At 65.6% G+C, this 17,928-nt stretch carries 17 protein-coding genes; 5 read left to right on the top strand and 12 right to left on the bottom strand.

Annotated features, from left to right (window positions below; translation table 11 throughout):
• The 12 genes from OIE68_RS18965 to OIE68_RS18910 form a co-directional block, all read right to left on the bottom strand.
• Positions 1–846 carry an ABC transporter permease gene (locus OIE68_RS18965; protein WP_327100696.1) on the bottom strand — a complete coding sequence of 282 codons (846 nt, stop codon included), beginning with the start codon at positions 844–846 and terminating at the stop codon, positions 1–3.
• Between the two features lies 1 nt (position 847).
• Positions 848–1,501 carry a hypothetical protein gene (locus OIE68_RS18960; protein ID WP_327100695.1) on the bottom strand — a complete coding sequence of 218 codons (654 nt, stop codon included), beginning with the start codon at positions 1,499–1,501 and terminating at the stop codon, positions 848–850.
• 30 nt (positions 1,502–1,531) lie between these two features.
• Positions 1,532–2,827 (bottom strand): MlaD family protein, encoded by a 1,296-nt coding sequence (locus tag OIE68_RS18955; RefSeq protein ID WP_327100694.1) that lies wholly within the window; start codon positions 2,825–2,827, stop codon positions 1,532–1,534.
• Positions 2,824–3,936, bottom strand: a complete 1,113-nt coding sequence (locus tag OIE68_RS18950; protein WP_327100693.1) for an MCE family protein — start codon at positions 3,934–3,936, stop codon at positions 2,824–2,826. Before OIE68_RS18950 ends, OIE68_RS18955 begins: the two co-directional genes overlap by 4 nt.
• On the bottom strand, positions 3,933–5,042 hold the full coding sequence (locus OIE68_RS18945) for an MlaD family protein (RefSeq protein ID WP_327100692.1): 1,110 nt from the start codon (positions 5,040–5,042) through the stop codon (positions 3,933–3,935). The genes OIE68_RS18950 and OIE68_RS18945 overlap by 4 nt, the downstream gene beginning before the upstream one ends.
• On the bottom strand, positions 5,039–6,091 hold the full coding sequence (locus OIE68_RS18940) for an MCE family protein (protein WP_327100691.1): 1,053 nt from the start codon (positions 6,089–6,091) through the stop codon (positions 5,039–5,041). The genes OIE68_RS18945 and OIE68_RS18940 overlap by 4 nt, the downstream gene beginning before the upstream one ends.
• A 5-nt stretch (positions 6,092–6,096) precedes the next feature.
• Positions 6,097–7,134 (bottom strand): MlaD family protein, encoded by a 1,038-nt coding sequence (locus tag OIE68_RS18935; protein WP_327100690.1) that lies wholly within the window; start codon positions 7,132–7,134, stop codon positions 6,097–6,099.
• On the bottom strand, positions 7,131–8,432 hold the full coding sequence (locus OIE68_RS18930; protein WP_327100689.1) for an MlaD family protein: 1,302 nt from the start codon (positions 8,430–8,432) through the stop codon (positions 7,131–7,133). The genes OIE68_RS18935 and OIE68_RS18930 overlap by 4 nt, the downstream gene beginning before the upstream one ends.
• A gap of 18 nt (positions 8,433–8,450) precedes the next feature.
• Complete coding sequence (locus tag OIE68_RS18925) at positions 8,451–9,746, bottom strand: cytochrome P450 (protein WP_327100688.1); 1,296 nt, start codon at positions 9,744–9,746, stop codon at positions 8,451–8,453.
• Between the two features lie 22 nt (positions 9,747–9,768).
• Entirely contained in the window at positions 9,769–10,113 is a 345-nt protein-coding gene (locus OIE68_RS18920) for a 2Fe-2S iron-sulfur cluster-binding protein (protein WP_419150776.1), read from the bottom strand.
• 363 nt (positions 10,114–10,476) lie between these two features.
• Positions 10,477–11,193 carry a TetR family transcriptional regulator gene (locus OIE68_RS18915; protein ID WP_327100687.1) on the bottom strand — a complete coding sequence of 239 codons (717 nt, stop codon included), beginning with the start codon at positions 11,191–11,193 and terminating at the stop codon, positions 10,477–10,479.
• A gap of 35 nt (positions 11,194–11,228) precedes the next feature.
• The gene (locus OIE68_RS18910; RefSeq protein ID WP_327101718.1) at positions 11,229–12,344 is read right to left on the bottom strand and encodes an XdhC/CoxI family protein; all 1,116 of its coding nucleotides are present in this window, start codon (positions 12,342–12,344) and stop codon (positions 11,229–11,231) included.
• Positions 12,345–12,666: 322 nt separating this feature from the next.
• Between OIE68_RS18910 and OIE68_RS18905 the strand changes: the two genes are divergently transcribed.
• Genes OIE68_RS18905 through OIE68_RS18885 form a run of 5 tightly spaced genes read left to right on the top strand, consistent with a single transcriptional unit; the run spans position 12,667 to position 17,921 of the window.
• The gene (locus OIE68_RS18905) at positions 12,667–15,036 is read left to right on the top strand and encodes a xanthine dehydrogenase family protein molybdopterin-binding subunit (RefSeq protein WP_327100686.1); all 2,370 of its coding nucleotides are present in this window, start codon (positions 12,667–12,669) and stop codon (positions 15,034–15,036) included.
• On the top strand, positions 15,033–15,908 hold the full coding sequence (locus OIE68_RS18900) for a xanthine dehydrogenase family protein subunit M (RefSeq protein ID WP_327100685.1): 876 nt from the start codon (positions 15,033–15,035) through the stop codon (positions 15,906–15,908). The genes OIE68_RS18905 and OIE68_RS18900 overlap by 4 nt, the downstream gene beginning before the upstream one ends.
• Positions 15,901–16,386 carry a (2Fe-2S)-binding protein gene (locus OIE68_RS18895; protein WP_327100684.1) on the top strand — a complete coding sequence of 162 codons (486 nt, stop codon included), beginning with the start codon at positions 15,901–15,903 and terminating at the stop codon, positions 16,384–16,386. The genes OIE68_RS18900 and OIE68_RS18895 overlap by 8 nt, the downstream gene beginning before the upstream one ends.
• On the top strand, positions 16,383–17,075 hold the full coding sequence (locus tag OIE68_RS18890) for an SRPBCC family protein (RefSeq protein ID WP_327100683.1): 693 nt from the start codon (positions 16,383–16,385) through the stop codon (positions 17,073–17,075). Before OIE68_RS18895 ends, OIE68_RS18890 begins: the two co-directional genes overlap by 4 nt.
• Positions 17,076–17,084: 9 nt before the next feature.
• A complete protein-coding gene (locus tag OIE68_RS18885; RefSeq protein ID WP_327100682.1) occupies positions 17,085–17,921 on the top strand; it encodes a mycofactocin-coupled SDR family oxidoreductase in 837 nt (278 codons plus the stop codon).
• Positions 17,922–17,928: the final 7 nt, after the last annotated feature.

Raw genomic sequence — 17,928 nt, 5'->3', positions numbered from 1 at the left:
TCAGAGCGCCTGCCGCGGGAAGAGCATCGTGTACATCTGGGTGAAGCCCACGTTCACCACCATGAGCAGCACGATCGAGGCCACCACGGTGGCATTGACCGAATTCGCGACACCGCCGGGACCGCCCTTGGTGCTCAATCCCTTCTGGCATGCGACGACGGTCACGATCAGTCCGAACACCACGGCCTTGACCACCGCCAGATACATATCGCCGATGCGCGCGAACGAGGAGAAGGTGGCGATGAAGCTGCCGGGCGTACCGCCCTGGACATAGACATTGAACATATATCCGGCGAGGAATCCGACGAAGGCGCTCAGCCCGGTCAGCCCGACCGCGACAAGCACTCCGGCGGCCACCCGTGGCACCACCAGCTTGCGCAGCACCGAGACACCCATAACCTCGAGTGCGTCGATCTCTTCTCGGATGGTGCGCGAGCCCAGGTCGGCGCAGATCGCCGAACCGACCGCCGCCGCAAGCAGCATCGCCGTGACCACCGGCGCCGCCTGGCGGATGACCGCGAGACCGCTGGCCGCGCCGGCCAGCGAGGTCGCGCCGACCTGACCCGCGATCAGCCCGAATTGAATCGAGAGGGTCGCGCTGATGGGCAATGCGACCGCGACGGTAGGCAGGTAGGAGGTTTTGATCATGAAAGCGGCCTGCCGCACGAACTCCTTGAATGCGAAACGGCCTGTCGCGATGTCGATTACCAGATACTGCACGGCACGCACACCCAAAATGAACTGGGCGCCTACCGTATCCAGCGATGCGACCGGATGACGGCGTACATAGCCGTGGCCCCAGTTCCTGATCCGGGTGAGCGACGGTGCCGAGGATTGATCGATCACATCACACCAGATCCACTTTGCCGGCCAGCCAGCGCTCGCCCACCCGTTGCATCGTCATGACCATGCGGCTGCGATCGATCCGTGGCTCGGGGCTCACCGAGTTGGTGACCTCCTGATCGATGAACAGCATTACCTGGACACGGTCCTTGGTCGCCGACTTGATACTGGAGTCCACGATGCGTCCCTTGCTGACCGCCTTGTGCTCCACCAGCAGTGCCTTCAATTGGTTGCTGGATTGGGTATAGGTGTCCTTGAATTCGCCGGTCGCGCCACTGCTGACGGCGGCGAAATTCTGGTCGATATTCTGGGAATCGATGCTGGTCAGTGTGACCGCGTAGGTCTGCGCGGTGCTCGCGGCCTGCCGGGCCGCGGCATCGATCTCGTTGCGGTCGTGTAGTTTCCAGCCGAGCACGCAGGCGAGCACCGAGGCTGATACCGCGACGAGGGTGATCGCGCCGACCGCGGCGCGCGGCACCCAACGACGCCGCCAGAAGGGTGGTGCGGCGTCCGCACTCACGGGCGAGTCATCGGCCACCTGGTCCGAATCGGTTGTCTCGGTGGCCGTTTCCTGCTCGGGCACGGACGAGTCGTCGGTGTCCGCGGCCGAATCGGTTGTCTCGGTAGCGGTTTCGGTCTCCAGCACTGATTTCTTCATCGAAACCTCCTGGCCTTCGTTGTTGGTTTGCTACTTCGGTGGTACATATGCCGGAACGTATGCACCGCCGTACGGTGTCGGGATCGACAGCGGCCCCTGCGGTGTCGGATCAGCGGTCGCCAGCGGATCGACTCCGGGCGGGGGGTGCGCGGTGTCGTCGCCTGGCGGCCGTGGCGCGTTGCGTGCTCCGCGCGGCACGAGCGTCGGATCCGGGTCGGTGCAGTAGGTGTACAAGTAGGGTTCGGGATGGTTCGCGACGGTGACCGGCAGGCGCGGCAGGTTGTAATCGCACTGCTTTCGTGGATAGATGCTGGCGATCGCCCAGAGCGCGCCGTCGTGGAATGCGGTGCCCAAAGCATCTGCGGTGGAGCCGGCCCGCCGCGTGGGGAAGAACAGATTGTTGATGGCCGGTACGTGCACGTATGACATCTGGGCCACGGTCGCGAGATTGCCGAGCAGTTGGACCATGGTCGGGGAGTTGTCGGCGATGATCTGGTCCATGGTCCGCAGTGCCTCCGGCCCGACGTCGAGCAGGGTGTCGAACCCGCCCGTCATCGAATTCACACCAGCGGCAGTGCGTTCGAGATCGGCCGCGGTAGCCGCCAGCGCCGGTCCGAGCTCGCGTGCGGTGCCGAGCACCACCTCGCTGGTGTGCACCAGGCTGACAGTCTGCGGAAGTACCGCACCGAGTGTGGTGATCAGGAAGGCGCCACCATCGATGATCGCCGCCAGCTTCTCCGGCGCCGCCGAACTCGCGCCCAACTCGTGCACGATCGCCTGCAGTTTGTCGGGATCGAGTTGTGCGATGGTGCCGTTGAGGTCGCCGAGCAACTGTGCCAGCTGCACCGGCACTGTGGTCCGGTCCTTGCCGATGACCGCGCCGCCGGCGAGATAGGGGCCACCGGAGTCAGTCGGAACGAAATCCAGGTATTGCTCACCGGCCATCGACAATCCGGCCACCCGGACCGCACTGTCGGTCGGGATCCTGGTGCCTGCCTCGATCGACGCGACCGCGACCACGTCACCGTCGACGATGTCGACCGAAGACACTCGGCCGACGCGGACACCGCGCACGGTGACGTCCCGGTCGGGCAGCAGACCACCGGATTGCGCCAGGTGGACCCGGATCTGGTAGGTCGACGCAAACGGGTTCAGCTCGAGCGATCCGAACACGACATACGTCGCTCCCGCTATCAGCGTGGCCACCAGGGCAACCAGCGAGAAGACGAGTCGATGACGGACCAACCGGTCGGTGACTGCGAGGACCGCGCCCGCCGCCGACTCCAGGCGGACGCCGAAGGCCCGATTCGGGTCCGGGCGGTTCATCGTCCCGGTCCGATCACTCGGCCGTACAACCGGCCCAACGAGTACGCCAACGAACCGGCGAAGTTCTCCCAGTCGGTCTGGCTCGGCACCCGGGCTTCCGGATTACCCGGGAAGTTCGGGTCGGGTGCCGCTCCGAGCACTATCTGATAGATATCGGCGTCGGCGGTAGCGGCTGCGGCGTTGGCTACCTTGCCACCGACGATGGCCAGGGTGTGGTTCAGCGGGTCGAGGTTGGCGTTGGGGTCTATCGCGGCGGTGTTGAGTCCGGCGGCGAGATTGTTGAGGTCGGTAACCAGGCTGCGCTTTCCGGTTCCGTTGATCGACGGAAACTTCGCGAGCTGGCCGGCGATCCGATTCAATTGGGCTGCGAGATCCACGATGTCCTGGGTGCTGGCGGCCACAACATCCAGGGCCGGGCTCGCGGCGGCCACCACATCGTTCACCACCGACTGTTGCGCGGCCACGGTGGCGGTCAGCGTTGCGGTGTCCTGCACTACCGCTCGGATCTGGTCCGATCGTGCCGAGAGCGTCCCGACCAATGTGGTCGTTTGGGCGATCAGCTCACCCATGCGGTCGCCCCGCCCACCGAATTCGGCGCCGAGACCGTTGATCACCTTCGTCAGATCTCGGATCACACCACCGTTGACCAGCAATGCCGCCCGGGCGAGTACTTCCTCGATCGTCGCCGCCGCCGAGGTCGACGATTGCGCAATGCTGTCCCCATCGTGCAGCACCGCGGCACCGGGAGCTGGATTCGGTGGCGGATCGAGTGCGACGAATACATCGCCGAGCGGTGTGGCCGACCGTAATTCGGCGGTCGTGCCCGTCGGTAGCAGCACCTCGGATCGGATCCGCAGGGTGACCACGGCGGTGTAATCGCGTGCCGTCATGGACCCGACCTCTCCGACATCGGCGCCGTCGACCTTCACCTTGGCCTTGGTCGGGAGGTTGAGCGCGTTGGCGAAGGTGGCCGTCAGCGTGAACGTGTGCGATCCGACCGATGGCGCGGGCAGCGGCATCCGATCCAGCCCCATCGAACAAGCGCTCGCCGATACCGTGCACAGCAGCACGACGGCGGCACTGGTGAAAGTTGCTTTCCTGGTAATCATTTCGGCAAACCCGCGATTCCGGCCAGCATGGCCACGATGCCGAAGTCCGGCCCCATATCGGACAATTTCCCGGTGTTGCAGCCGAGCTGTTTCAAGTCGAGCAGGTTGCACACCTGCTTCACCATCTGCCCGTCCAGCACGATCTTGTCCACATTCACGTGCACCCGACCGGCGCCCACGTTCTGGTCGATCACGGCATAGGCGTTGTCGACGACCAGCGGGAACAGATCCATGAATTCCGCGATGTTGCGGTTGTAATCCGACAGACTCTGGAAGATGACGTTCGCACCGCTCGCCGTATTCGACAGGGCGCCACGATTGCGCTGCATGAGATCGGTTGTCCGGGTGAGGATTTCGTTCAATTTCGCGCCGGTGTCGCCGGTGCCGAGATTCTGTTCGGCGAGCAGCTCACTCAGCTGGCGGACCCCGCTGCCGAACTCGCGAATCGTCTGGTCGTTGCGCGCGGCCGCGGCGGACAGCGAGTCCAGATTGTGCACCAGAGTGGTTATCGCGTTCTTGGTGGCGACGCCATGATCGTCGCCCATGCGCAGCGCTCGGGACAGCTGGTCCAGCGCGGCCTTGATCTCATCGCCGTTGTCCGTTGCCACCGCCGCGCCGACACCGACCGCGTCGGCGATCGGGCCGTGCCCCTGCCCGTCGCCCTGCAGTGACGTGGACAGCTTCTCCGCCATGGCCAGCAGACTGTCGAACTCGACCGGCGTCTTCGTGCGATCGGTACCAAGCGTCGCCCCGTCCGCCAGGGTCGGTCCGCCGCGGTAGACCGGGGTGAGTTCGATGTGCCGGTCGGTCAGCACCGAATCCGAGACGGTCACCGCCGTGACATCGGCGGGAATCCGCACCGAGGCGTCCACCCCCATCGTCACTTCGACATACGCGCCACGTTGCTCGACGCGGTCGACCTTACCGATCCGCATGCCGAGCACATCCACCGGATTACCGACGAAGACACCGGCTGCGCTGTCGAAATGCGCTGTCACGGTGATGGTTTCGTTCAGCCGGGCTAGCGGAGCGCTGGCTGCCCCGGCGATCAGCGCGGTGGCCGCTAGTACCAGAACCAGTTTGACGGGACGGGGTAACGATCTCATCGACAGTCCTCCGAATAGGGGGGCAGCTGGATCTGCGCGCGGCCGACCAGCGCACACATGAAGGAGTCGATGAACGCTCCCGAGGACGCGTTGGCCTCCAGTTCCGGCCCGGAGCCGGTCAGGTCCGCCCAGCTGCGCCACGGCACCGGCAGGATCTGCAATATGTTGCGCAGCAGGTCGTCGTGCCTGCTGAGCATCTGCACCAGCTGGCCGAGGTTGTCGAACAGGGATTGAATTTCGGGCTGGTCGTCCACGACAATCGGCTGCAGTGTCCGCACCACATTGCTGGTGGCTGCGATGAGGGCGGCAATGGACTGCCGCTTGGCCGCGATCTCCCGCAGCAGGTCGCGGCCCTGGTCGAACAGCACGCCTAGGCCGGCCCGTTGATTCTCGATGACCGTGGTGAGTTGGCTCGTGCTGGTCAGCAATGTGCCGATCTGCCCGCGTCGTTCCGCGATCACACCCGACAGGGTGGTGACGTTCTGCATCACCGACGGAATCAGCTGTGGCAGCCCCTGTAGCTGGGTGGACAGTTCGGTGAGCGCCTGGCCGACCTTATCGGCATCGACCTGAGTGAAGGTGGTCGTGGCGTCGGCCAGGGCCGACTGCAGATCGTAGGGAACATTGGTCTGCGCCAAGGGGATTCGGCCATTCGGCAGCGCACCGGAACCGGCCGGTGCGAGTTCCACATACCGATTGCCCAGCAAAGTGGTGAGTTTGATCGACGCGGTCGTGGCGGGGCCGAGCGCGACATTATCGGCGATGCTCAGCGTGACCGTCACGTGTTCGCCGGCCAACCGCAGGCCGACCACATGGCCGACCGGCACACCCGCCACCGTCACCTGATCGCCGGCACCGAGCTGCGCGGCCTGTGCGAAATCCGCCTCCAGACGTCGCTCACCGATATCGAGCGAATTGACGACCAGTGCGGCGACGACCGCGACTACCAGCAGCGCGATCGCCGCGAATCCGAGCCAGGGCCTGCTGAGTTCTTCGAGTTGCCGACGCCCGATTCGGTTGCGGCCGTTGTGCTTCCACGGTATGCGCATGCGCCTCACCTGCACTTGGAGGTGTGTTGGGCAACCCCGCCGGGGGATACCGCGTCGACTATTTGCGGAATCAGCGGTGTCAGGCCCGGCACGAGCGACACGGTCACCTCGCAGATGTAGGCGTCGACGTAGCCGCCTTCCTGCGTGATGCGGGCCAGCCCTTTGAGAATCAGTGGCAGGTTGTAGCCGAGGTATTCGAACTTGGCCTTGTTGTCCAGGAAGTGCTGCGTGAATCCGGGTTCCCGAGTCAGGAATTCGACCAGGGTGGGCTGGTCGGCGGCCACGATCTCCGACGCTCGGCCGACTACCTTCGCGATCTGGTCCACGGAATCGAACAGTGCTCGCTGATGTTGTTGCAGGCCCTCGAAGACGGCTCGTGTCTGGTCGATCACCGTGGTCAGATTTCCGCTCTGCTGGGCCAGATTGCCGACGATGGTGGCGAGATTCGAGATGACCTGTCCGAGCACCTCGTCCGGCCCGGCGAACGATTCGGCCAGCCGGGTCGTCTCCGCGATCAGCATGGTGATCGAGCCGTTGTCGCCCTGCAAAGCCTTGATCAGGGCAGCGGTGATGTTGTCGACCGCGGTCCGGTCCAGTGTGCCGAACAGCGGCTCGAAACCGTTGAGCAGCTTGGAGATATCGAACGACGGCTCGGTGTGGTCGACCGGAATCTCGGCGCCGGGTTTCAGTACGGTCGGGTCGCCGTGGTTGCCCATGGCCACACCGAGATAGCGCTGACCGATCAGGTTCTGATACGTCACCGATACGGTGGTGTTCCCGGTGAGCACCTGATCGGTGTGGATCCGGAAACCGACCCGCGCGAGCGTGCCCGCCAACTCGACCGATTCGACCCGCCCGACCCGTACCCCGGCCATCCGGACGTCATCGCCGACACGCAGGCCGGAGACGTTGGTGAACAGCGCGGAGTACTCGGTGGTCTCGCCGCCGATGCCGCGCTGCAGGGTGACCGCGACCGACCAGCTGAGCAGCGCCGAACTGATCAGGAAAGCGATCAGCACGAGCAGTGATCCGCGATAGCTCATCGGGTGCCTCCGCTCGGGTCCGGCGTGATCGAGACGTTGGCGCCGCGGGCCAGCGGACCGAACAGAATGTCCGCGGCGGCATTGGGCTTTCCGCCGAGGATGTCCGCGATCTGCTCCTGTTCGGCGGGACTGCCGACCGGCCCGATATCGCTATCGAGTAGCGAGGCCGGTGGTTGGAAGCGGCGCGGATCCAAGCCGGGCGGTAAGCCCTCGGCCGGGGCGGGTGTCGCCGGAGCGCTCGCGCAGTTGGGACCGGCCAGCTCGCCGTATCGGGGGCAGTCCGCCGAGGTGTACTGCCGGTTCGGTGTCAGCTGCACAATGACGCGCGGGGTAAGCCGTTGTGTCTGCGGATTCCACAACCCGGTGAAACCGGTGATCATTCGCGTGAGCGAAACACTGATCTGCGGAAAACTGCTCGCGCCGTCACCGAATGCGCCGAGGGCAGGTGACATATGCGTGGTGATATCGATGATTTTGTCGGTGTTGTTGTCCAGTGCGGTACCGACGGTGCCGAGCGTGTGCAGGCCGCCGGACAGCAGCGCGGTGAGCTTCGCGCGCTGCTGTGCGAGCGTCTGCAGCGGCAGTATCGTTTGGTGCATGGCGTCGAGCAGATCCGGTGCCGCCGACTGGAGTTCACGCAGCGCGGCCGAGAGCGAGTCGAGCGTGGACGGCGCCGCCTGCACCGAGACGACCTTGTCGAGTTCGACGACGATATCGCGCAGCCGTGCCGCCGCATTCTCGATGCCGGCGCCGCGCCCGTTGGTGGCTTCGGCGAGGATCGCCAACATGCCCACCGCGTCATCGGTTTCGTCCCGACCGACCGCGGCGATGATCCGCCGCAGCTGATCGAGCGAGGTCTGCAGGCGCACGGTCGCCAGGCTGTGATCCTGGCTGATGCGGGCTCCCGAACCCAGCGCCGGTGCCGCACCGTTGTAGACGAGTTGCACCGAGGGCACCGCGAATACGTTGCTCGGTACCACCCGCGCGGTCACCGTCGCCGGAATCGCCTGCGCGAAATGCGGATCCAGCTCGATGCGGACATCGTTCATTCCGCTCTGGGCGGCGGGGGTCACCGCCGTGACCAACCCGACGCGAACGCCTTGGAATTTCACATCCGACTTGGCGGGCAGCCCGTCGCCGACATTCGCCATGACTGCCGTCACCGTCACGGACTTGCGCAGTGCCCCTCGGGAATTCGCGACCATCAGGGTGGCGGCTGCCGCGATAGCGACGACGCAACAGACACCGGTCAACAGCAGGCGAACCGAGGAGGGGCCTCGGCCGTCGGGCTCGAACATGATCGACACGAAATCCACTCACTCTCGCGGCGCGGATGCGTCTCGCGGCGTGAATCGGATGTGCAGATCGGTGAGCCCGCGCAGGATGTAGGTCGGCTCATAGCTGTAGCGGCGGTCGTCCGCGGGACCGTGCTCATCCGCATCGATCGTGATGTCCAGCATCCGATCCAGAATTCGTTCCAGCGATACCCGACCCTCCACCCGTGCCAGCGGACCTCCTGGGCAGGAGTGCACACCGCGTCCGAAAGCCATGTGCTCGCGGGAGTTCGCGCGATCCAGGCGGAACTCGTGCGGGTTCTCGAACCGGCTCGGGTCGCGGTTGGCCGCACCGGGGCAGACCATGAGCGTGGATCCGGCCGGTACGTCGACCCCACCGACCTCGGTGGACCGGCGGGCGAGCCGGAAGCCGCTCTTGACCGGTGCGTGCATGCGCAGTGTCTCCTCGATGAAGACCGGGATGCGGCTGCGATCGGCACGCAGTGTCCGCTGCAGCTCAGGATCGTCACCGAGCACGCGGACCGCGGCGGCGAGCAGCTTGGCGGTCGTCTCCTGACCCGCGGCGAAAACGAAGGTCGCCGAACGGACCACATCGAGGACCTCGGGGGTCGACCCATCCGGATATTTCGCCAGCGCCAGCGAGGTCAGCACATCATCGCGCGGCTCGCGCCGCCGATCGCTGATGTAGGCACTGAACTTCTCGTCGAGCCACTCCAAGGGATTGATGCCCATCGCTACCTTGTCCAGCGAACCGACCTGGCTGCCGGGTCGGTCGGCGCCGAGCACGGTCCGGAACTCCTGGTGGTCCTGCTCCGGAACACCGAGCAGGTCGGCGATCACCAACAGCGAGAACGGTTTCGCGTACTCGGCGACGAATTCGGAGCGGCCGTTGGCCAGGAATTCGTCGAGCTGGCGGTCGGCCAGCCGCCACATGAACTCCTCGTTCTCCTTCAGCCGCGCGGGTGTCAACAGCCGGTTCAGAACCGACCGGGCGTAGGTGTGCTGCGGCGGGTCCATCGTGACCATGTGCTCGTACATGGGCAGTTGGGTGCGGTGCTGCTCGATCTGCGCGCTGATGTCCTCGCCCTCGGGCTCGAACGGCAGCGGCGGGAACGGGCCGCCCACCGCGATGCACGAGGAGAACGTGTCGGCGTCCCGCATTACCTGGGAGACCTCCTCGTATCCGGTCACCGCGAGGACGTTGTAGTGCGGCTCCCGCGTGACGGGGCACTTGGCGCGTAGGTGATCGAAGTACGGATAGGGATCGGGCACGAGTGCCGGATCGGTGAAGTAGTCGATGGTGTCGAAATCGGTCAACGTCGGCTCCTGAGTCGGTAGGTCACGGGTACTGCACGGTGATCGAGGTGGTCTGGGGCAGGGCCTGGCAGGTGAGGATGTAGCCGGCCGCGAGGTCGTCGTCGGTCAGCGCGTCGTTCACCTTCATCGCGACCCGCCCGTCGACGAGGGTGGCCATACAAGTTCCGCAGTTGCCTGCCTCGCAGGAAAACGGTGGTGTCAGCCCGGCACGGCGCGCGGTCTCCAGTACCGTCTCGTCGGCTCGGCCGGGCTGTGACGTTATGGCGCCGTCCAAGTGAATTGTCACTATTGCGTTTGCCACCGCATCGGGAACTGGCCCGGATTCGGCGGGCGCGGGAGTGTGCGGGATCAACATCGATCGCGAAATCACTTTCGTGGGATTATGGTGGCAGCGCAATGCGGAGAATGCTGCTCGACATCGAATCCGATTTTCGGTCCGACTCGCTACGTCGATGATTGTGCGCGCGGTCACAGATCCGGTCAATAGGTGCGAGCAAATATTTTTCGCGGCTGCTTGTTCCTGTTTTCGGCGTACTGAATCAGCACCTTCACCGCATATAAACCGGAGGGTGCGTCGAATTCGATAACCGCCGAATTTCGGTTACCTGTTTGCCGTAATTTCTATTTTTGTTCAGCGATCGGATTTCCGATCAGAAATACCACCTCCCGTTGCCGTCGGGGCGCGGTGTCGCGGTGCCCCGGCGGACGGCAAGGCTGGATTCGGGACCTGCTAGCCCGCGTTCGGTCGACGCACGGCGCCATCCTGCGCCGTCGCCGATGTGTCGGCGTTCCGGTCGTATATGAACGGCGCGGCGACCTCCGGACCCAGAACCAACGGTTCCGGCTGGTCGGTGGCGTTGCGCCGCTCGCGTACAGCCCGGTCCTGGGCGATGTTGTCCGCGGTGAGCCGCCGCACGGTGCGCTCGAGTATCGGCAGGATCTCGTCGACATCGAGGGTCTTGTCCGCGACCCGCCCGATCAGGGCGTAGACCATGTTGGGCAGTATCAGTGTCATGTCCTCGATGTAATCGGGATCGGCACCTTCGAAGATCTGCGCGGCTACCGGTAGGACAGTGGCGAACCCATCGATGCTCAGGCGCGCACCGCCCGGGGCCGAGTTGGCCCGGTAGAACGCTTCGAGCATCGTGGGATTGCGCTCCCATGGTTGGAACACATGTCGCAGAATCCGTATCACGCCGTCGGCGATCGATTCCTCGGGTGTGGGCGGGGCGATGTCGGGATAGGTATTGGTGGCCATCCACTCGTGGACCGCGGCGATGATCAGCGCGTCCCGGGTGGGGAACAGCTTGTACACCGTCGCGAGCGATACGTGTGCGCGACGTGCTACCTCGCGTAGCTGAACGGCGTCGTAGCCGTCCGACTGCAACAGTGCGAGCACGGTCTTGATGATCTTCTGCGACGGAATCCGTGCTGCTGTCCGACTCACGCGAGAACTGTAACACGGTTACCATGGTAACCGTGTTACTGACTCGAGGGAGCGCTTTCGAGATCGAATTCCGAGGCATTCGGTGCGCCTCGGCCGGGTTCGGCGGGATGGATCGGCCGGTCGGTGGCGTGCAACGGCCGGGTCGATCCGCCGCGGCGGACCGCGATGATTTCGGCGCCGATGGCGACGGCGGCCTCGGCGGCGGTCCGCCCACCCAGATCCAGGCCGATCGGGGAATGCAGGCGCGCCAGCTCGGCATCGGTGAGGCCGGCCGCGCGCAACGCCGTTCGCCGGTCGGCGTCGGCTCGGCGCGAACCCATGGCGCCCACATAGGCGATCGGCAGTCGCAGCGCGATCTCCAGCAGTGGGATATCGAATTTCGGGTCGTGGGTGAGTACGCACACCACGGTTCTGGCGTCGACCGGGGTATCCGCGAGATACCGGTGCGGCCAGCCGACGACGACCTCGTCGGCATCCGGGAAACGATCCCGGGTCGCGAATACCGCGCGCGCGTCGCACAGCGTGACCCGATAGCCGAGCAGGCTGCCCACCCGGCACACCGACGCGGCGAAATCAGTTGCCCCGCAGACGATCATCCGTGGTGGCGGCGCGAAAGATTCGACGAGGATCGTCGATTCCGCACCGCCGCAGCCGATCCGGCGTACGCCGGTGGCGCCGATATCCAACATGGCGCGCACCTCGGCAACGACCGCGGCGTCCAGTGGCGTTCCGACGGTGTGGCTCGGATCCACCGTGGTCATGGCCCCGCTGTCCAGATCGCGGACCAGTGCCACCGGACCTGGTTGCCGCAGCGCGGCCTCGACGATCGGATAATCGACCGCGCACACCCGATGGACGAACACATCGATGGTGCCGCCGCAGGTCAGGCCGACCGCGAAGGCGTCGACGTCGGCATAGCCGAAGCTCGCTCGCATCGGCGTGCCCGAGCGCAGGACTTGGCGGCACAGATCGTATGCGGCGGCCTCGACACAGCCGCCCGAGATGCTGCCGATAACCGTGCCTGCGGCGTCGACGGCCAGTGCGGCGCCGATCGGCCGTGGCGCGCTTCCGGCCACTCCGACGACGGTCGCGACCGCGTAAGGCGTGCCGGTCGCATGCCAGCGCAGTAATGACGCGGTCAGTTCCCGCATGATCGACCCTCTCGACGACATTGCGCGACGGTAGGAGCAGATGCAAGAATCACAAGTGCCCGAGATGAGACCATAATTCTCAGTCTAGACAAATTACACTCTTGACACCGTTATCGGCGCGATGCTAGACAATTCCTCAGCAGCAATTGGCGGCTCCGAGGGTGCCGGACCGTGTTGATCTCGAACGGATTGTGATGCCCTTTTTACCCGCTTCTCGATTTTCATCGCCGTGGTGCACATTTCTTCCGGCGGAACGTTTCCGAAGGCCCTTTTACCTGGTTGTGGCGGAAACGTCCCGAACAGTGAATGGGAGGGCCGCCTGATGACAGATATCGCTATCGGTCAGGTGACCGAAGCGTCGGCCGGATTCGTCGGCGCCCGGGTGCCCAGAGTCGAAGATCTCCGATTGGTGACCGGCGCCGGCGTATTCGTCGACGATGTGCACCGGCCGGGCATGTTGCACGCCTGCTTCGTCCGAAGTCCCATCCCGCGTGGCCGGATCCTCGGCATCGATGTCGCGGAGGCCTTGGCGCTCGACGGAGTGTATGCCGTGTTCACCGCCGCTGACCTGAATCCTGGCGTGCACCAGTTTTCGTACTCGCTTGACGCCCCCGGACTGCCGCCGGTGCCGCGGCCGGCGCTGGCCGAGGACGAGGTGCGTTTCGTCGGTGATCCGGTCGCCCTTGTGATCGCGGTCGATCGATATGTGGCCGAGGATGCGGTCGAGTTGGTGGTCGTCGACTACGAACCGCTCGAGCCGGTCGTCGACTACCGAACAGCACACGAAACCACCGAACTCGTGCATGCGCAGTCTCCCGGTAACCTGGCGGGCGCGCTGAGCGGGCGCCCCGCGGCGGAGCTCGACCCGATCTTCGAATCGGCGGCACATGTGGTGCGGCAGCAGATCTTTCAGCAGGCGTACGCGCCGGTGCCGATGGAGACGCGGGGCCTGGTCGCGGAATGGTGGGCGCCGAGCGGGGAGTTGACGGTCTGGGCATCCACTCAGGTACCGCATGAGATCCGCGGCTTCTGCGCGCGACTGCTCGGCATCGCCGAACATTGCGTGCGGGTCATCATGCGCGATACCGGCGGCGGCTTCGGACTGAAGGCCGCGCCATTGCGTGAGGACGTCTGTATCGTGCTGGCCGCCCGCAAGCTTCCGGTGGCGCTGAAATGGATCGAGGACCGGCAGGAAAACCTGATGGCGGGCGGTATGGCCCGGCACGAGCACGGTGACGTCCGCATGGCCTTCGACGCGGACGGCACCATCCTCGCCGCCGCCATCGACTACGTGCAGAATGTCGGCGCCTATCCGACGCCGTCACCGCTGACGGCCGCCATCCCGGTCGGGATGCTGTTCCCGGGACCGTACCGCGTGCCTGCCGCGACATTCGATGTGCGGCTGATGTATTCGAACACCGTGGGACGTGTCGCCTATCGCGGTCCCTGGCAGTTCGAGTCGGTGGCCCGTGAGGTGCTGCTGGATACCGCGGCCCGCCGGATGGGCATGGACCCGGTGGCGGTGCGACGACGAAATATGTTGCGGCGGGACGAGTTTCCGACGTTCAACGCCAATGGCATGCCGTACTCCGATGTGTCGCCGTCCGAGACCTTCGAGCAGGCACTGGCCATGCTCGACTACGACGCCTTCCGCGATCAGCAGCGGCGCGCGCGGGCCGACGGACGCTACCTCGGGGTCGGCACCTGTACCTACCTCGAACCGACCACCGGCGGTACTCCGCTGCACAGCACCGAAGGCGCGACCATCCGGGTCGAACCCTCCGGGAAGGTCAATGTGTATGTCTCGGGCGGATCCTCGGGAAACAGTCTGGAGACCACGGTCGTTCAACTGACCGCCGACGCGCTCGGTGTGGACATCGCCGATGTCCACACCATTCAGGGTGATACCGCACTGACTCCGTTCGGTGGCGGCACCGGCGGCAGCCGGTCGGGTTCCATGCTGGCCGGTGCGATCGCGGAGACGGCCGCCGTGCTGCGCGAGCGGATAGTGGCGATTGCCGCGCATAAACTGGGCGCACCCGTGGAGGACGTGGAGTTGACCCTCGGTCGTGCGTGGGTCCGCGGCGTGCCCGATGTGGCGATGACGCTGGCCGAGATAGCCGATATCGCCTATTTCAACGGATACGACCTGCCTCCGGGCGTGCCCGCGGGCTTGGAGGCCAGCGGCCGATATCGGACGCCGCACATGATGATCTGGGCCAACGCGACCCACGTGTGCACCTGTGAGGTCGACATAGAAACGGGTGCGGTGACATTGCTGCGCTACATCGTCAGCGAGGACTGCGGGCCGATGATCAACCCGGATGTGGTGGAGGGCCAGATCTTCGGCGGCACCGTACAGGGCATCGGCGGCGCGCTGTACGAGCACCTCGCCTATGACGACAGCGGGAATCCGATCAGCACAACCTTCATGGACTACCTGCTGCCCACCGCGACCGAGGTGCCGGTCATCGAGGTCGGGCATGTCGAGACACCGAGCCCCGGTCCCGGCGGTTTCAAGGGTGTCGGCGAGGGCGGCGCCATCGGGGCCGCGCCCGCGGTGATCAATGCCGTGGTCGATGCCCTGGCGCCGTTCGGTGTGGAAGTCGGCCAGCTGCCGCTCTCGCCCGCGGCGATCGTGGCACTGGTGGACCGGGCGCGCGCCGAGCTAACCGGGACGGTGTCGGCATGAAACCCGCGCCGTTCGAATATCATTCGCCGATCTCCACCATGGCGGCCGTCGAGCTGCTCGCCGAACTCGGTGACGATGCGAAGCTCATCGCCGGTGGGCAGAGTCTGGTGCCGATGCTGGCGCTGAGGTTGGCGGTCCCCGAGCATCTGGTCGACGTGCGCCGCATCGATCAACTGTGCGGTATCGAGTCGCGCGCGGACTCGGTGTGGATCGGCGCGGGGACCACCCACACCACGGTCGGCCGGTCCGCCGAAGTCAACCGAGCGGTGCCACTGCTGGCACGGGCCACCCCGCTGATCGGTCATGCCCAGATCCGAAACCGCGGCACGATAGGCGGCTCGATCGCGCACGCCGATGCCGCGGCCGAATATCCGGCGGTGGCCATGGTTCTCGACGCGCGAATCGAGGCTGAGTCGCCGCGCGGGCGCCGTACCCTGTCCGCGTCGGATTTCTTCACCGGCATGTGGAGCACCGAACTGGCCGCCGACGAACTGGTGACCGGGATCGTCTTTCCGGCGCGACGCGGCCGGTGTGGTTTCGCGATCGAGGAATTCGCCCGCCGCAGTGGCGATTTCGCGTTGGCGGGTGCTGTCGTGGCCGTCGGCCTCGATGCCGACTCCCGCATAGACCGGTGCGGTATCGGCCTTTTCGGACTCGGCCCCACCCCGAGCAGGGCCACCGCCCTCGAGGGGGAGCTGATCGGTCGCGACATCGCCGAAGTCGCTCCCGACGAGGTCGGTCATGCGGCGACGGAACCGTTGGATGCGGTGCCATCCGATCTGCACGGCACGGCCGACTACCGCAAACGGGTAGGGGCAGTCATGGTGGCGCGCGCCTGGCGCCGCGCCGTTGAGGAGGCGAGCAATGACTGACATCGATATCGAGGTGCGGGTCAACGGGCGGGCCCGGCGCCATCGGGTGCCACCTCGGCTGACGCTGGCCGACTACCTGCGCGAAATATGCGGGCTGACCGGGACCCACCTGGGCTGCGAGCACGGGGTGTGCGGTGCGTGCACGGTATTGCTGGACGGGCAGGCGGTGCGTGGCTGCCTGGTCCTGGCCGTGCAGGCCGACGGTGCGGAGGTGACGACCGTGGAGGGGATCGCATCGCCGGACGGCCACCTGTCACCGGTCCAGGCCGCCTTCCGTGACTGTCACGGGCTCCAATGTGGTTTCTGCACACCGGGTTTCATCACCAGCGTGACCGCATTCCTGCAGGAAAGTCCAGATCCATCCGATGCGGAGATCCGAGAAGCGTTGTCCGGCAATGTATGTCGGTGCACCGGATATCAGGGAATCGTGAAAGCTGTTCGTACGGCTGCGGAATCGATCGCGAAGGAGTCCGCATGAAGTTCGAGAACACCTTCAGTATTCCCGCTCCCGCCGCGCAAGCCTGGCAGGTGCTGCTCGACCTGGAGCGGATCGCCCCCTGCGTCCCCGGCGCCACCATCACCGGGCGCGACGGCGACGATTTCCGCGGCAAGATCAAGGTCAAACTCGGTCCCGTCTCCCTGTCCTATAACGGCACCATCAAGATCGCCTCGCAGGACGAGGCGGCCGGGATCGCGGTGCTCGAGGGCGGCGGCCGCGAGGCGCGCGGTAACGGCACCGCGAAGGCGACGATCACCTGCAGGCTGGTCGAAAACGCGGGCGTGACAGATGTTTTCGTCGAAACCGAGCTGGCGATCACGGGCAAACCGGCCCAATTCGGCCGCGGCGCGCTCGCCGACGTCGCGGGCACACTTATCGGAACCTTCGCCACCAATCTCGCGGCCGAAATCACCGCCGGTGCACCCGTCGAGCCCGAATCCGCTTCGGCCGATGGGAAAGTCGAGGACACCTCGAGCGCCGAGTCCGCCGCGGTCGCGGCGGTCGCGGCGCCGCGCGCGTCCGCGGCACCGATCGACCTGCTCGCCGCCAGCGGTATGGGCGGTGCGGCGCGCTGCGGCGCGATCGCCGTCACCGCTGTGCTGCTGACCGTTCTGCTGTTGCTTCGCCGTCGGCACCGGGCCGGCGGCGGCCACGAATCCAGGGAGTGAGTGATACCGATGACCGGACGAGTAGAGGGCAAGGTCGCCTTCATCACGGGTGCCGCGCGCGGCCAAGGGCGCAGCCACGCCGTGAAACTGGCGCAGGAGGGCGCCGACATCATCGTCGTCGATGTCTGTAAGCAGCTCGACGGTGTCACCATTCCGATGTCGACACCGGACGACCTGGCCGAAACGGTCGCGCTGGTCGAGGCGACCGGCAGGCGCATCATCGCCGTCGAGGCCGATGTGCGCGATCTGGAGACCATGCAGGCTGTGGTCGACGACGGTGTCGCACAACTGGGTCGCCTGGACATCGTGGTGGCCAATGCCGGGTTGGCCAGCGATGGCGATGCGATGGACAAGATGAGCGAACAGACCTGGCGCGACATGATCGACGTCAATATGACCGGTGTCTGGATGACCACCCGGGTCTCGGTGCCGCATATCGTCGCGGGCGGCCGCGGCGGGTCGATCGTGCTCACCAGCTCGATCGGCGGCCTGCGCGCCGTTCCGAATATCGGCCACTACGCCGCCGCCAAGCACGGTGTCATCGGCATCATGCGCTCGCTGGCAATGGAGTTGGGGGACAAGAGCATTCGCGTAAACGCGATCTGCCCTACGAACGTGGCGACGCCGATGCTGCTGAACGAGCCCACCTTCCGCATGTTCCGACCGGATCTGGAGAATCCGACCGTCGACGACTTCATCCCGGTCGCGCAGATGTTCCACGTGCTGCCGATCGCCTGGGTGGAGCCGGAAGATATCAGCAACGCGGTGCTGTTCCTTGCTTCCGACGACGCCCGTTATATCACCGGGGTGGCATTACCGGTCGACGGCGGCATGATGCTCAAGTAGGCAGGCC

Origin of the sequence: Nocardia vinacea (assembly GCF_035920345.1) — a bacterium.
GTDB lineage: Bacteria > Actinomycetota > Actinomycetes > Mycobacteriales > Mycobacteriaceae > Nocardia > Nocardia vinacea_A.
The sequence above is the reverse complement of the archived record's forward strand: the minus strand, read 5'-3'. Positions and strand labels throughout refer to the sequence as shown.

Coding starts and splice junctions, on each gene's coding strand:
- OIE68_RS18960 (WP_327100695.1), bottom strand. CDS start 1,501: ATGAAGAAATCAGTGCTGGAGACCGAAACCGCTACCGAGACAACCGAT.
- OIE68_RS18955 (WP_327100694.1), bottom strand. CDS start 2,827: ATGAACCGCCCGGACCCGAATCGGGCCTTCGGCGTCCGCCTGGAGTCG.
- OIE68_RS18950 (WP_327100693.1), bottom strand. CDS start 3,936: ATGATTACCAGGAAAGCAACTTTCACCAGTGCCGCCGTCGTGCTGCTG.
- OIE68_RS18945 (WP_327100692.1), bottom strand. CDS start 5,042: ATGAGATCGTTACCCCGTCCCGTCAAACTGGTTCTGGTACTAGCGGCC.
- OIE68_RS18940 (WP_327100691.1), bottom strand. CDS start 6,091: ATGCGCATACCGTGGAAGCACAACGGCCGCAACCGAATCGGGCGTCGG.
- OIE68_RS18935 (WP_327100690.1), bottom strand. CDS start 7,134: ATGAGCTATCGCGGATCACTGCTCGTGCTGATCGCTTTCCTGATCAGT.
- OIE68_RS18930 (WP_327100689.1), bottom strand. CDS start 8,432: ATGTTCGAGCCCGACGGCCGAGGCCCCTCCTCGGTTCGCCTGCTGTTG.
- OIE68_RS18910 (WP_327101718.1), bottom strand. CDS start 12,344: ATGCGGGAACTGACCGCGTCATTACTGCGCTGGCATGCGACCGGCACG.
- OIE68_RS18905 (WP_327100686.1), top strand. CDS start 12,667: ATGACAGATATCGCTATCGGTCAGGTGACCGAAGCGTCGGCCGGATTC.
- OIE68_RS18900 (WP_327100685.1), top strand. CDS start 15,033: ATGAAACCCGCGCCGTTCGAATATCATTCGCCGATCTCCACCATGGCG.
- OIE68_RS18895 (WP_327100684.1), top strand. CDS start 15,901: ATGACTGACATCGATATCGAGGTGCGGGTCAACGGGCGGGCCCGGCGC.
- OIE68_RS18890 (WP_327100683.1), top strand. CDS start 16,383: ATGAAGTTCGAGAACACCTTCAGTATTCCCGCTCCCGCCGCGCAAGCC.
- OIE68_RS18885 (WP_327100682.1), top strand. CDS start 17,085: ATGACCGGACGAGTAGAGGGCAAGGTCGCCTTCATCACGGGTGCCGCG.